This window comes from Microbacterium sp. Gd 4-13 (assembly GCF_003095395.1).
Taxonomy (GTDB): Bacteria; Actinomycetota; Actinomycetes; order Actinomycetales; family Microbacteriaceae; genus Microbacterium.
In genome coordinates, this window is sequence record NZ_QEIJ01000003.1 from 295,811 (window position 1) to 308,927 (window position 13,117).

The 13,117-nt window shown below is 63.6% G+C and carries 14 protein-coding genes and 1 tRNA gene; 13 read left to right on the forward strand and 2 right to left on the reverse strand.

The annotated features are described in order from the left end of the window. Positions 1–50: 50 nt before the first annotated feature. From DEA06_RS08520 to DEA06_RS08570, 11 genes are all read left to right on the forward strand, one after another. Positions 51–902, forward strand: coding sequence for a helix-turn-helix transcriptional regulator (locus DEA06_RS08520; protein ID WP_116647552.1), 852 nt, complete (start codon positions 51–53; stop codon positions 900–902). Between the two features lie 136 nt (positions 903–1,038). Then, the gene (locus DEA06_RS08525) at positions 1,039–1,383 is read left to right on the forward strand and encodes an Lsr2 family protein (RefSeq protein ID WP_116647553.1); all 345 of its coding nucleotides are present in this window, start codon (positions 1,039–1,041) and stop codon (positions 1,381–1,383) included. A gap of 112 nt (positions 1,384–1,495) precedes the next feature. After that, a tRNA-Arg gene (locus tag DEA06_RS08530) sits at positions 1,496–1,567 on the forward strand. 218 nt (positions 1,568–1,785) lie between these two features. Continuing rightward, entirely contained in the window at positions 1,786–3,033 is a 1,248-nt protein-coding gene (locus tag DEA06_RS08535) for a hypothetical protein (RefSeq protein WP_205781245.1), read from the forward strand. Between the two features lie 158 nt (positions 3,034–3,191). Next, complete coding sequence (locus DEA06_RS08540; RefSeq protein ID WP_240606872.1) at positions 3,192–4,370, forward strand: DUF4041 domain-containing protein; 1,179 nt, start codon at positions 3,192–3,194, stop codon at positions 4,368–4,370. A 124-nt stretch (positions 4,371–4,494) separates the two neighbouring features. After that, the gene (locus DEA06_RS08545) at positions 4,495–4,815 is read left to right on the forward strand and encodes a nucleotide pyrophosphohydrolase (protein WP_116647555.1); all 321 of its coding nucleotides are present in this window, start codon (positions 4,495–4,497) and stop codon (positions 4,813–4,815) included. Further along, entirely contained in the window at positions 4,802–6,592 is a 1,791-nt protein-coding gene (locus DEA06_RS08550; protein ID WP_116647556.1) for a DUF2075 domain-containing protein, read from the forward strand. Before DEA06_RS08545 ends, DEA06_RS08550 begins: the two co-directional genes overlap by 14 nt. A gap of 29 nt (positions 6,593–6,621) precedes the next feature. Continuing rightward, entirely contained in the window at positions 6,622–6,927 is a 306-nt protein-coding gene (locus tag DEA06_RS08555) for a hypothetical protein (protein ID WP_133241730.1), read from the forward strand. 31 nt (positions 6,928–6,958) lie between these two features. Then, positions 6,959–7,753 (forward strand): hypothetical protein, encoded by a 795-nt coding sequence (locus DEA06_RS08560; protein WP_116647558.1) that lies wholly within the window; start codon positions 6,959–6,961, stop codon positions 7,751–7,753. Between the two features lie 241 nt (positions 7,754–7,994). Beyond that, complete coding sequence (locus DEA06_RS08565; RefSeq protein ID WP_116647559.1) at positions 7,995–8,273, forward strand: hypothetical protein; 279 nt, start codon at positions 7,995–7,997, stop codon at positions 8,271–8,273. Continuing rightward, a complete protein-coding gene (locus DEA06_RS08570) occupies positions 8,266–8,844 on the forward strand; it encodes a hypothetical protein (protein ID WP_116647560.1) in 579 nt (192 codons plus the stop codon). The genes DEA06_RS08565 and DEA06_RS08570 overlap by 8 nt, the downstream gene beginning before the upstream one ends. On the opposite strand, the gene DEA06_RS08575 is transcribed toward DEA06_RS08570, so the two are convergent. Next, positions 8,841–9,971, reverse strand: a complete 1,131-nt coding sequence (locus tag DEA06_RS08575; RefSeq protein ID WP_116647561.1) for a hypothetical protein — start codon at positions 9,969–9,971, stop codon at positions 8,841–8,843. The genes DEA06_RS08570 and DEA06_RS08575 overlap by 4 nt on opposite strands. Then, positions 9,968–10,996, reverse strand: coding sequence for an XRE family transcriptional regulator (locus DEA06_RS08580; protein WP_116647562.1), 1,029 nt, complete (start codon positions 10,994–10,996; stop codon positions 9,968–9,970). The genes DEA06_RS08575 and DEA06_RS08580 overlap by 4 nt, the downstream gene beginning before the upstream one ends. Before the next feature lie 283 nt (positions 10,997–11,279). Between DEA06_RS08580 and DEA06_RS08585 the strand changes: the two genes are divergently transcribed. Together DEA06_RS08585 and DEA06_RS08590 are read left to right on the forward strand one after the other, a co-directional pair. After that, positions 11,280–11,648 (forward strand): helix-turn-helix domain-containing protein, encoded by a 369-nt coding sequence (locus DEA06_RS08585; RefSeq protein WP_240606873.1) that lies wholly within the window; start codon positions 11,280–11,282, stop codon positions 11,646–11,648. 45 nt (positions 11,649–11,693) lie between these two features. Then, positions 11,694–12,770: a DUF3039 domain-containing protein gene (locus tag DEA06_RS08590; protein ID WP_116647564.1), complete on the forward strand. Its 1,077-nt coding sequence runs from the start codon at positions 11,694–11,696 to the stop codon at positions 12,768–12,770. Positions 12,771–13,117 lie beyond the last annotated feature (347 nt).

Below are 13,117 nucleotides of genomic sequence, written 5' to 3' on the forward strand. Positions count from 1 at the left end.
GACGCTACGAAGGCGGCGATGAGGCCGTCACCCCCGGAAGTAGGTAGTGCGTGGCAGCACGGACGGGCAGCGTCGGTGACACCGAGCTGATTTCACGCGCGGTCGGCGATCTCGCCCGACGCACGCGTTTTCCCGTTGCGTTCGGAGGCCTCGAGCACGACGGCGCCGTGCACGTCACCTCCATCGTGGGCGCCCGCGGACGCAGCCTCGACGGCCTCGTCGTCGAAGCGCATCGCGGCCTCGGCGGGCGGGCGCTCGTCGAGAAGCGCCCGAGGCTCGCCCTCGACTACCGCACGTCCCGCACGATCACCCACGACTACGACCGCGCGATCCTCGGCGAGGGGATCTCTACGCTGTTCGCGGTGCCCATCGTCGTGACGGGAACGGCGCGAGGAGTGCTGTACTGCGGCGCGTGGCACGAAGCATCCGTCGGTGATGTCGTGGCGCAGCCCGCGTTCCGGGTCGCAGCGGAGGTGGCCACCGAGCTGCGGGTGCGCGACGAGGTCGACCGCCGGCTCACCGCCATTCCCCCGTCGTCGGAACCCATCGCGGCGGGCGCTCGGGAAGAGCTGCGTGAGACGTACGCCGAGCTTCGGCGCATCGCGGCGGGCGTCGACGACGAATCTCTCCGCACGCGATTGGAAAGCCTCGAGCAACGTCTCGCCGCTCTTTCGGGCGACCAGCGCAAGCCCGTGGTCGAACTCGATGTTGCTTTGTCGCCGCGCGAGATCGACGTGCTCGCGTGCGCGGCATTGGGGGCGACGAATTCTGAGGTGGGTGCGTCGCTCGGACTCCGCGAAACGACGGTGAAGTCGTATCTCGCATCGGCAATGTCCAAATTGGATGCATCGACCCGGCATTCTGCCGTCACCAAAGCGAGGCGCGCGGGCATCTTGCCCTGATGCCGCGACCCCACCTAGCTGTCGGTGAGATATCCCTATATCGTATTCTTCGCCTATTCTGGACCGCTCAGACGGAGAGCTACGATGAAATTTCTCGACCGCACCCGCAGTCGGTCGGGAGGAGAAGAGATCACCCATGGCACGTAAGCAGATCACCCAGCTGATCGACGACCTCGACGGTCAGACCCTCGAAGATGGCGGCGAAACCGTCCTTTTCTCGCTCGACGGTCGCCCCTATGAAATCGACCTTTCGGCCGAGCACGCCGCCGAATTGCGCGATGCACTGAAGCCGTTCATCGACGCCGGTCGCTCGGTCGGCGCCGCCGCCCGCACGGCGACCTCGCGCAGCCGTTCCACCCGCCAGCAGAGCGGCCGCGACCTCGGCGCCGTCCGTCAGTGGGCGCGCGAGAACGGCCACGACATCAGCGAGCGCGGCCGCATCCCCGCTTCGATCCTCGACGCGTACGACGCCAGCCGCTGAACCAGTAGCCGGTTTTCGAGAGCTGCGGCGCGCAGGGGCGTGTGCACCGCAGCTCTCGTGGCGTGTAGCGGGCGAGCTTGACAGGCGCATCGCTCGATACACTGGAGCACCTGCCTCTGTAGCTCAATGGAAGAGCTGCTCCGTCCTAAGGAGAAGGTTGGGGGTTCGAGTCCCTCCAGGGGCACCGTCTTTCCCTGTCCGCTGCCCGATGGCAGCGCACCAGCGGCATCTGATCGTTCAGTGACGTCGCGTCGGCATCCAATCCCCCCGGCCCATCTCGGGCACACGCCTGTTCAATCATCGGAGCATGCCGCTCTGCCTAAGGGAACGGAGCGATGCTGTGACGCTGACCTCTTTCTCTCCGCCTCATAGACTGACCAACAGCCGAGCGTTGGAGGACAAGTGGCACGTCGTCGTGGTTTTTTCGCGGAGATCCAGCATCAGTCGAGGCTCGCCGACCAACGCCAACAGGCTGCGCTTCGCCAGCAGGCTGCAGGGGCTCGGCGTGCGGAACAGGCTCAGCGCGCTGCAGAGCGAGCGCAGCTCGCCGCAGAACGCGCGTCTGAAGCCGATCGTAAGCGGCTCGAAAAGGCTGCTGCCGACGCCCACGTCGCAGCTCAGCTTGCGGAAGTCGACGATCTGAACGCGGACTTACGCGGCAAGTACGAGACGCTGGACTCCCTCCTGCAGGCCACTCTTGATGTGGACGATTTCGTCGACCTTGAGGATCTACGCGTCGTTGTCGTGCATCCGCCGTTTGGCAGGCCGGACCTCAAGCGCCCATTCCCTGCGCCGACGCCCATCCCTGACCCGCCGCTTCCGGTGAAGAGAGCGCCAGAGGAAGTCAAGAGCCTCTTCGGAAAGAAGAAAAAGGAAGCTGAAGCGCTCGCGGCAGTCGAGCAACAGTATGCGAGCGACTACTACGCGTGGCAGGCGGCCGTGGAAGCTCTGCCCGCCCGCAGGGCAGAACAACTTCAGAAGCACTCCGAAGTTGAGCAACGTCGTCTAGGGCAGCTCACGCTCGAGACAGAGAAGTACGAAGCCGAGTGCGCACTCCGGGAGACAGAAGCAGCAGAGCAGAACGAAGCCCTCGATCAACTGATTACAGGCCTGGGGTACGGCACGGCAGATGCCGTCCAGGAGTATGTGGGAATTGTCCTCGCCAACTCCGTATACCCGGACTGGTTCCCGGTGTCGCACACAGCAGTCTTCGAACCAGCGACGGCTGAACTAGCCGTTCGGGTCCTAATCCCAGGACCTGATTCGGTGCCGTCCATCAAGCACTACAAATACGTGAAGGCAACTGACGAGATCACCCCGGTCGCAGGGACCCAGAAGGACACGAAGGAGCGCTACGCCGGGATCGTTCATAACGTCGCGCTTCGCACTCTGCACGAGGTATTCGAAGCTGATCGACGCGGCCTCTTCAAGGGGATATCACTAGAACTCGGAACAGAGACCACGAACCCCGCCACAGGCAGGCCGACATACATTCCGTTCGTTGCGGTCGCAACTGGACGCGAACGGTTCGAGGAGATCGACCTCTCTGGCGTTGTCCCGGGTATGACTCTGGAGCATCTAGGCGCAGCCACATCAAAGAACCCACAAGGACTTGTGCCCGTAGCCCCAGGGGGAGTGAGGCGGGCATAGTGGCTGACGGACCAGTCTTCAATCCGCCTCCCGGATGGCCGAAGCCGCCTGCGGCCTGGCTTCCGCCGGCCGGATGGGCGCCTGACCCGGCATGGCCGGAGCCGCCCGAGGGTTGGGTCCTATGGATCACCGAGGGTGCATCTGATGCGGAGCCTCAGGTGGAAGATTCCCTGCCTGCGGTGTCGATCGAAGCTCCTGCGCTCGTGGATCCGGCGATCGCTACTTCGGCGGAGCTGGACTTCTTGAGACGCGAGAACAGAGCACTGCGCGCCCAACTCGCTGAGGCGGCCTCGCCGGACTATGTCGAGCTCAGCGATGCTCGCGTCCTCCAAGACGTGGGCATCTACCGATACCACCACCCGCTCGAACTGGCGGCGGCCTATCAAGATCGTCTCGCGTCGATCGAGACTCGGATAGCCGAAGTAGTGAAGGCGGGCAGGGCAATCGTCAAGTCGGAGATGTTCACGTTCAACAACTCGCTCGCGCAAGGTCGACGGATGACCGACGACCTCGCAAAACTGATGCTCCGCGCCTACAACTCAGAAGCGGATAACGCCCTTAGATCGCTGCGTGCGGGCAACGTCGTGACGGCCAAACGGCGACTCGATGCTTCGCGGAGCGCGATTGCGAAGCTCGGTTCGATGATGGAGATGCGTATCAGCGATGAGTTTCACGATCTTCGATTCGAGGAGCTTGAACTCACCGCAGACTGGCTGATGAAGAAGCAAGAAGAGCGCGAAGTTGCCCGCGACGAGCGCGCGCGACTTCGTGAGGAGCAGCGCGTCGCTAAGGAGCTAGCGGAAGAGCGGACCCGGCTCGATAAGGAGCGGGCCCATCTTGCCAACATGCTTGCCGCACTCGAAGAGAGAGGTGAGCTGGACCCGGTGCTTGCCGCCCGACTCGCCGAAGTCGACGATGCGATAGCCCAGAACGACTTCCGTGCCGCAAACATTCGAGCAGGGTACGTGTACGTGATCTCCAACGAAGGCGCGTTCGGCAGGGATGTCGTGAAGATCGGACTCACGCGCCGGCTCGAACCACGAGAGCGAATCTATGAACTTGGCGGCGCCTCGGTACCGTTCCGCTTCGATACGCACACGCTGTACTTCTCTGAGGACGCCGTGACCTTGGAAGCAGAGCTACACCGCCATTTTGCGTCGCGCGCTTTGAATCAGGCAAACTCCCGAAAAGAGTTCTTTTTCGCCACGCCGGGCGAGGTACGCGATGTGCTCATCGAAAAGGTCGGCAGCATGCTCGAGTTCACCGAGACGGCTGACGCCATCGAGTACCGGCAGTCAGTCGGTGCTTGGCCGGCGAGGGTCACGCCATCGATCTAGGACGGCGGCTCCCGCTCACCGCCCTCGCCGCTTTGCTCCATACGCCAGTGGAGGAGACGGCTGGTAACGGGCCAACTGGCCTTCGACCGGAGGCCGAGCCGCGTGTCCTGATACGGTCGCAACCGTGACGAGTGAGCGGGTTCGCAAGACGCTGGAGGATTTCGTTCGGGAGCGTGATTGGGCCCAGTTTCACAGTCCCGCGAACCTCGCCAAGAGCATCGCGATCGAGGCAGGCGAGCTATTGGAGTGCTTTCAGTGGAGCGACGATGCGGATGAGGCGCAGGTGCGGGCCGAGCTCGCCGACGTAGTGACCTATTGCACGCTGCTCGCTTCGCGGCTCGGGATCGATCTCGACGAGATCGTTCTCGAGAAGCTCGTGGCTACGAGGAAGAAGTACCCGGCCGATCGTGCACGGGGGCGGAGCACGAAGTATGACGCCCTTTGAGGTCCAGAGATTAGAACTCACATCGGGCGCGATCTCGGGTTGGGTGGCCCGCGACGAGCGCCTCAGGAACTGGCCGGTCGTCTACGTGCTCGACGGTGAGACCTCGTCTGGGTCCGGATCCGTCTACGTCGGCGAGACAGTTAACGCTGCTGCACGAATGCGCCAGCATCTCGCGACCCCCGCGAAGAGCGCATTCCGGAGCGTGCGCGTCGTCATCGACGACACTTTCAACAAGTCGGCGTGCCTCGATCTGGAATCTCATCTCATTCGCTGGCTCGCCGGCGACGGCCAGTTCACCGTACTGAACGGTAACGAGGGCATCATCGATGCTCAGTACTACGAGCGCGCCCTCTACCGGGAGAGCTTCCGCGACATCTTCGAGAGGCTGCGCTCAGACGGGATCTTTCAACGCAGCATCCCTGAGATCGAGAACAGCGATCTCTTCAAATTTTCGCCATTCAAAGTGCTCACGCCGGAACAAGCAATCGCCGTCGAGGACATTGTGGAGGGGCTGCTCGCCGACCTCGAGACTGGAGCGTCGTCCGAAAGCGTCATCGAGGGGCAGCCGGGGACGGGCAAGACAATCGTTGCGATCTTCCTGATGAAGCTCCTCGCGGATATTCGCGACCACAGCGATGCAGATGAGGTCGAACCAGACTCGATGTTTGCCGATTTCTTCGTCGCCGAGAATCGCGCACTGCTCGCAGGCCTTCGGATCGGTTTCGTCGTGCCTCAACAGTCTCTGCGCGAGTCGATCAAGCGCGTGTTCAAGAAGACGCCCAAGGTCACGGACAGAGAGATTCTTACGCCCTTTGAAGTCGGGGCATCGGATGAGCCGTGGGACCTCCTCATCGTGGACGAGACCCATCGCCTGAACCAGCGCGCGAACCAGTCATCCGGTGTCAACAACAAGCGATTTGTTACGATCAACGAGAAGCTATTTGGCGCGGATGACCCGTCGAAGACGCAGCTTGACTGGATCCGCGCGCAGAGTAGACATCAGGTCTATCTGCTCGACGCGGAGCAGACCGTACGGCCAGCTGACCTGCCCCAGAACGTCCTCCGATCACTCGTAAAGGAGGCGCGGTCGACGCATCGTCGGTATCCGTTGTCCACCCAGATGCGCGTTCGTGCGGGCACCGACTACGTGCAATTCGTGCGCGACGTCCTGCGCGGCGAGTCTCGCGCGGGCGAGCGACCTGACTTCGGTGACTACGACCTGAGATTCTTCAACGACCTCGCGGCGATGCGGGGCGAGATCGTCGAGCGCAACGCCGAGCATGGTCTCGCGCGCCTCATCGCAGGCTACGCGTGGGAGTGGAAAAGCAATCGCAACAAGGAGGCGTTCGATATTGAGCTGGATGGCGTGAGCCTTCGGTGGAATAGCCAAGCGAAGGACTGGATAAGTAGTCCGGCATCCATTCACGAGGTGGGCTCAATCCACACCATCCAGGGCTACGACCTCAACTACGCCGGCGTCATCATCGGCAACGATCTCCGGTACGACCCGCACTCGCGACGGCTCTTCATCGACCGCGGCTCGTATCGCGATGCAAAGGGCAAAGAGAACAACAAGCAACGCGGCATCGCGTACTCCGACGACGACCTGCTCGAGTTCATCCGCAACATCTATGGCGTTCTACTCACAAGGGGTATGCGCGGCACGTACGTCTACGTATGTGACCCGGCTTTGCGGCAGTACATTGCGGGGGAGTTCGGGCGTCACACTGTCGATGGCGTCCGCGCTATCGGCAAGTCGACAACGGAGCCATTCTGATGCTCTACGCGACAGCACTGGAGCTCCCTATGACGATCGACTTTCAGGTCGTCGGGATTGACGCCGGACCGGGTCACGGAACGCTCGTCGCCGACGCTGATCGCGTTCTTCTGGTCACGGACTATCACTTCTCGTACACGACGGGACGCTCGCCGGCGCGAGTCCTGAAGGGCCGGATCAACGGAAACCCAGTGACTCTCGTGGGCAGCTTTTGGGTATCAGCGTCCGGTACTGGACTGCTGGTCTCGGAGTTAAGAATCGGCTCCGACGAACTGCAACCGACCTACACCGTGGTCCGCGCTTCACGGCGCGTCGGCTGCTTCCTACCGGTATGAGGACGGCGCCGCACGCCCCGATCGTGTTGCCATGGGCTTGCCCGCGCTGGAGTCCGCGCGAGCGATGGCGCTGCGCTATCCCGACCCGTCCGGAGCGGCGATATTCGAGAGTACAACTCCGGTCACGTTGGAAGAGTTCGACATTCACCTAGCGGCGTTGCAAGACCTGCTCAGCGTCGCGGAGGACACTCCGGTCGGCCGACTGCACCTCGAGGCGGTCGACACGGCCGGGCGCACGGTGGTCATCCATGGGCACGAACGATTCCCGCCCTTCGAGAAACCCACCAGGAAACCGATCGAGTTCCTGCTGCGTCTCGGCGCTGAATATACCCCGACCGTCCTCGACGGCTGGTGGCGTGCTCGCGCCGATCTGCGTCCCGTGCCCCAGATACTGGCGGGCATCCTTTATCAACCTGGCTACGTGGAGAGCAGCGTCATTGCCCTGGCAGCGGTCGCACAACGCACCGCACGCGCGCGGCTCGGCGTCCCTCACGAGCACACCTTCCGGCACGGCCTCCAGGCGATCATCAGTTACCTCGGCCCTAGGGTGGTGACCGCGACGAAGGTCAACCCGGGTGAATGGGAAGACCATCTCGTGTGGGCACGCAATGACATCGCTCACGAGGGTGCTCCAGACAGCAGCGCTGGAGAACGATTCGTCAGCGATGACGAGTCACGGGCGGTCCGAGATGCCACCCGGATTCTGGTTTCACTGACAATGGCGAAGTCGATCGGCGTCCCAGCTACCGTCCTAGACCGCGCAGCCGAACGCCTCGCCGTGCGGTACTCGACTCGGCACTGGGGCACCACGATATTCCTTCATTGAGGATCACGAGCTGATCGCGGCAGCTGTCGAAATCAGTTCTCGCTCGTAACATTGACTCCACTGTGCCGCGCATAGCCACTCGGGGTGTGCCGGTCCTGCATCATGGGGGAGGAAAAGCCGTGGCGCACGCTGGAAGGAAAAGACCAGAGAAGCGTCCGTGACGTCGGGGGGCGGTGCAGTCAGCAGGGTTACTACGCTGAACTCGTAACCCGTAACCCGGTTTTCGGTTTACGCTAGAGCAATGGAGAGCGGTGTCGGCGACAGATCAAAGCTGCTCTTCAACAACACACATATGCTGAGCGTTGCCGAAGCAATCGGCGCCGGGGAGGGTGTCGTGGACTCGAAGAGCCTGCAGAATCGGCTCGGGCTGAGGCAGTCGGCGGTGCAGCGTATTCTCGTCGCCCTGGAAGGAGTGGGACTTATGGAGAGGCTGGATCGACAGGCGCGGACAGAGCCCATCCGGTTCCGACGGGTTACGCATCCGTTCTGGGAAGCCGCGCTGGAGCTCGCTCGTGCTTGAGGTGTTGCAGGAGTCAGACGCGATCTACCGGCACGAGGGCGTGTTCGACCGGTCGCTGCTGACGGTCACGTACTCCGTTAACCGCGCCGAGCATGAGGCGCGTGTCGGCGCCGGTCGACGCGAGATCCGTGATGAGTACCTTCTGACGGCGCTTCTCAGCGTGCCGGAGGATCGGCTGTCACCGGTGTCTCCGCGCTTCGAGCGCGTGCTGCGCAAGGCGGACAGCGCGCAACTCGTTACGATCCTTAACGACCCTGAAGGTGGTCTCTGGGCGCAGCGGCGCGTACAGCCGGCCGTGGACGTTCGCAGCATCGAGATCACGTCTACGAGCTTGAAGCGGGGATGCACCGCTGCGCACCGGTGGGCCGGGTACGGCCCGCGGACAATCACGACGTCTGCCTCGGTGAGCGCGTTCGAGCTCACAGAGGCTTCCCACTACGGGATCGGACTTCAGATGACGGACGGCGAGTGCGTGATGATGCCAGCCGCTTTCGTCCCACAGCGCTGGTCGTCAGCGCGCTGGCGGTTCGCTGAGCTCGTCTATGGCCAGTTCCGCGACTTGAACGACTAGGACGCCTTCGCCCAGACCTTCTCAAGAATGGGGTCCACGGGAAGGCTGCGGCCGAGGTGCGACTCTAGTTGCGGATAGGTGTCCAGAGCACCCTGAACCTGATCGGCCCACAGTGTGCGGCGCGCAGAGGCGCCGAGACCGACGTACGACGAGTACAGGGCGTCGAGGTTCACGACGTTGTGGTTGTGGCCGATGCGACGCTCCGACTCGTCCGAGTGGAGACGGTCGACGTCGGCTCCACGGCAAATGGCACAGAAGCACTGGATCGGCGCAGCGCTCGCAAACCACTCACGCCGCATGTGGAGTGAGCGCACGATGCGGAGCATGTCCGTGAGCAGCATGTGCGGTGACATCTCTTCGACGTCGTTGACGGGCCCGCCGCGGTGGTCGAAGGGGTTGAGGCGCCGCGTCGACGGGTAGGAGCCGATGGCGGAGGCGATGGCGCCGTGCGCGAGAGCGTCGAAGCCGACAAGGTCGGCGCGGTGGGCGACGACGGGGACCGTCGTTTCCTGGAAGATGCGTCGATACGCGCGGGCGCGCTTCATGCTGCCGACCGGGTTGTGCCCGTCGATGAAGGCGAACAGGACCGGGTTGACGCTGCGGTTGATGACGGTGATGAGCTGCTTGACGTACTGGTCGTCGCTGAGCCAGCCGGCGTATGCGGGGATCGCGAACATGGTGTCGGTGCGGTCGAGCTTGTTCGCTTCACGAAGCGCGGCCTTCAGGGTGTCGGAGTCGCCCGCGCGGATCTGACCGGTCGGGGTGATGGCGAGGTCGCTGTAGACGCGCTGCTGATCGAGGTCGTCGCTGAGCGTGGCCGTGGTCAGCTGGAACGGCTGGGCGTCGGTCGCCAGGTGCTTGCGAAGGGACCGGGGTTCGACGATGAGGGGCAGGAGCGGGTTCGCCGCGCGGATGGATGCGACGTTCGCGACGGCGTCGTCCCCGACAAGGAATGCTCCACCGCTTGTGGTCTGGATGAGCGGCGCTTCGCCACGCATGTTCCGGCCGGCCACGTGGAACTGTCGGTCGGTGAGCAGCGCGATGGCGTCACCGGTCTCGACGGCGCGAGGGGCGGTAAACAGCGGGGTCGGGGCGGTGCTGGGGTTGTCGATGACGGTGAAGTTCATGATGTTTCCTCAAGGAAGGTCAGTTGAAACTCGCGCGGGTACATGTGGGCACTGCTCGCAAGTTCCTCGAGACTCGCGCCTTCGTCGAGGGACTTTCGTATTGCTGTGGTGAGCGCGGTGGGGTTCTCGCGCTCGGTGGGGTCTGGTTCACGGCGGTGCATTCCCGTTGTGCTCAGTTGGATGCTCCAGTGCCGATACTCCTGCTCGGTGAGTCGGCCGGTGTCCTTGCCCCGTCGGATGAGAGCGGACAGGGAGATGCCCCATCGCTTCTTCAGTAACAGGAGCGAGTCAAGGCTGCCGTCGGCCGGCCACTCCTTCGCGATCTCGGATCCGGGTGCGAGGAACTCAGCGGCGAACGCGTCCGCCTCCGCTTCCTGCTCCCTCTCCGCCTCGTCGTCGTGCATGACCGCGTGGCCGAGCTCGTGCGCCATGGTGAAGCGCTGCCGGTCGGCGGGGACGTGCTCGCCGATCAGGATCACGGGGACGTTGTCGTCCTGCCAGGACGCGATGGCGTCGACCTGAATGTTGCCCAGCGGCCACCGCAGCACCAGGACGCCAGCATCTTCGAGGATGGCGACGAGGTCATCAAGCGGTCCACGGCCGAGACCGAGCTCGTCGCGCACATCGCGCGCGATCTCCTGCGGGGTGTTGAACCCGCCTTCGCGGTCGTGGCGGCGCAGAGTCGTGGTCTGATCCCCCATGAGGTCGCGAACGCGGAGGCGGACTAGGGACAGCTCGGCGGCCACCTTATTCACGGCGCTCTTCGGGGTGGTGCGCTGCTTGCGGTGGAAAATACGAGCGGGCGCCGTGGATGACTGGACCGCGCGGAACGCCGACAGCGGCACCAGCAGCTCTTTTGCGACGTTGCGCCAGGTCTCGAGGTCCAGACGAGCTTCACCGGACTCAACCTTCGACAGGGTGGCCTGCGAGATGCCGACGGCCGTGGCGAGCTCTACCTGCGTGAGCCCGCGCGAGAGGCGCAGAGCTGCCAGGAGCTCGCCGCGCGCTTCAGCCTTGGATGCCATACCTCAAGCATAGCAGGAAATATTCCATGCGTGTCACATGTGGCATCTGTGGCCTCTGTGACACTTGGCTGGAATCGCTTCATGGCCTCGCGGAGAGCGGATGGTTCCGAATTGACCGACTCCGTGCCATGTGTGACACTTGGATCATGCGTATACGCCGACGACGGTGACCATCCCCGTTCCTCCGCACCCCACCACATGCCACGTCCCAGTGTGGCAATCTCTCTGAAATCCCCGACAGGATCTGAGGCAATCTGCCATGCCTAAGCTTGACGCTTCTAGCGTGCCCGCGACCGAGATCACCGTCCTCGAAGACGCATTCCTCCAGCTGCCCGATGGCGCGCTGCGCACCACCCTTGAGAATCTCTCCCTCGCCTTGCGCGAGGGGCAGGACACGTTCGTCGTGTGCGAGAAGGAAGATCTCACCCCGGCCGAGGCTGCGAAGCTGCTCGGTGTCAGCCGCACCCACCTCTACAAGATCCTCGACTCCGGGGCCCTCGCCCACCACGTTGTCGGCGCCCGCGACCGTCGGATCGCGGCAACCGACCTCTTCACGTACCGAGCTCGGATGCTCGCGATGCAAAAGCGTCACGCTGAAGCCGCCGCGCGCACGGACGATCTTGACGATCTCGCTCTGGACGAGTTCGACTGAGCCGAAGGGTCGCCCTGTGTCGCTCGCAGTTCGTATGCTGATGCCATGGGACGAAGCCGCCGGGTCACGCTGCGCTGCGTAACCGAGGACTTGGCGTCCGACTGGACAACGCCGGTCGACCTCTCTAACGCGAAGCGCCTGCGCGAGCTTGCCCAACAAGCTGTCGGCGGCGACATCCCCGACTCGGCCGTCCGAAAGGGGCTGAGACTGCTCCCGCCGCTGTCGCAGCTGCGCCATCCGCTGATACTCGCGTTCGACGACCAGTTCGCAGGTGAGGACGACGCGGGGACCCTGCGGGAGACCATTAGCGCCGTGAGCGACCGGCAGTGGTTCAAGCAAACCTACTCGGCCCGGTGGCGGGGTGCTGCCGCCGTTCTCCACGAGGACGGCGAGGAGACCGCCTGGCTGGGTGCTGCCGGATATCACCGCGAGGGATCCATAGAAGACTTCTACGAGGAGTTCGCTCGACGCTGCCACTCTGGCTCCGACGCGTTCCTCCCCACGGATGAGGATGTCACGCTCCGTCGCGTCGAGGTGAAGGTCGCTCGCCACGACGCGTGGAAGCTGCAACTACATCTGACGGCTCTCGTGCTCCTGGACGCAGCAGTCAACAACCCCGAGCACGCATGCAACACCATCGTGCTCTCGCCAGACAGCACGGAGTTGCTGACCCTGTCGATGCTCGTAGTGCAGACCGACGTCGATGGCGCTATCGCGCACGAACTCGTTGTGGAGGTCGTGCCCGCGGGCTGGGAGCACCCGAACCTCTACGACCGCGCGTCCATCGTCGTCAAGACCGCCATCGAACCGCAATTCGAGGCCTGGACGAGCGCTCCTCTGAACCACAATGCCGAGTCCCACTGGACAGTGCTGACCGAGGAGGCGATGTCCGCAGCGCGCGCGATCGCCGATTCCGGGACCCTGTCCGCGGACGTTCGCCCTGGCGAAGTCCGTCTTGGCACCATCGCCCACTACTCGCACCACGATCACATTGCCTACGCCTCGGTGCACGGTGAAGCGATCCGGGCGATGTGCGGCCACTGGTTCGTCCCCACCGCTGATCACGAGTCCAAACCGGTGTGCGCCACCTGCCAGGAAGAGTACGCGAACATTCCTGCCTGACCCGGCGCGGATCCTCGACACTGTGAAGTGCATTCAACATTCGGGATAGGTAGTGAGACCGCGCGCGACACACGTTGTACGTCGTAACCGAGGTGCACGTCCCAGTCATCCTCACCCCGGTGTGCGTCAAAGACGAGCGACACCCGCTCGTCTTTGGTGCCCTGAAACCTCCATCCGTGCAGGCCGTGGTGCCGCTGGACCGGAACATAGTGAGTCGAGTGGCTAGACATCGCCGGGCTGCGGGAGCAAGCGCCGAACTGTTCGACGATGTTGGGCCAGACACCCGGGTCCGGCTTCCGCGCACCGCACGAATGCGGATCGCGGCCGGCCACGGACGGCGTCTAAGG

Excerpts from the sequence above, each read along its gene's own strand:
- DEA06_RS08525 (WP_116647553.1), top strand. The coding sequence starts at position 1,039 with ATGGCACGTAAGCAGATCACCCAGCTGATCGACGACCTCGACGGTCAG.
- DEA06_RS08550 (WP_116647556.1), top strand. The coding sequence starts at position 4,802 with ATGACGCCCTTTGAGGTCCAGAGATTAGAACTCACATCGGGCGCGATC.
- DEA06_RS08555 (WP_133241730.1), top strand. The coding sequence starts at position 6,622 with ATGACGATCGACTTTCAGGTCGTCGGGATTGACGCCGGACCGGGTCAC.
- DEA06_RS08560 (WP_116647558.1), top strand. The coding sequence starts at position 6,959 with ATGGGCTTGCCCGCGCTGGAGTCCGCGCGAGCGATGGCGCTGCGCTAT.
- DEA06_RS08565 (WP_116647559.1), top strand. The coding sequence starts at position 7,995 with ATGGAGAGCGGTGTCGGCGACAGATCAAAGCTGCTCTTCAACAACACA.
- DEA06_RS08575 (WP_116647561.1), bottom strand. The coding sequence starts at position 9,971 with ATGAACTTCACCGTCATCGACAACCCCAGCACCGCCCCGACCCCGCTG.
- DEA06_RS08580 (WP_116647562.1), bottom strand. The coding sequence starts at position 10,996 with ATGGCATCCAAGGCTGAAGCGCGCGGCGAGCTCCTGGCAGCTCTGCGC.
- DEA06_RS08590 (WP_116647564.1), top strand. The coding sequence starts at position 11,694 with ATGGGACGAAGCCGCCGGGTCACGCTGCGCTGCGTAACCGAGGACTTG.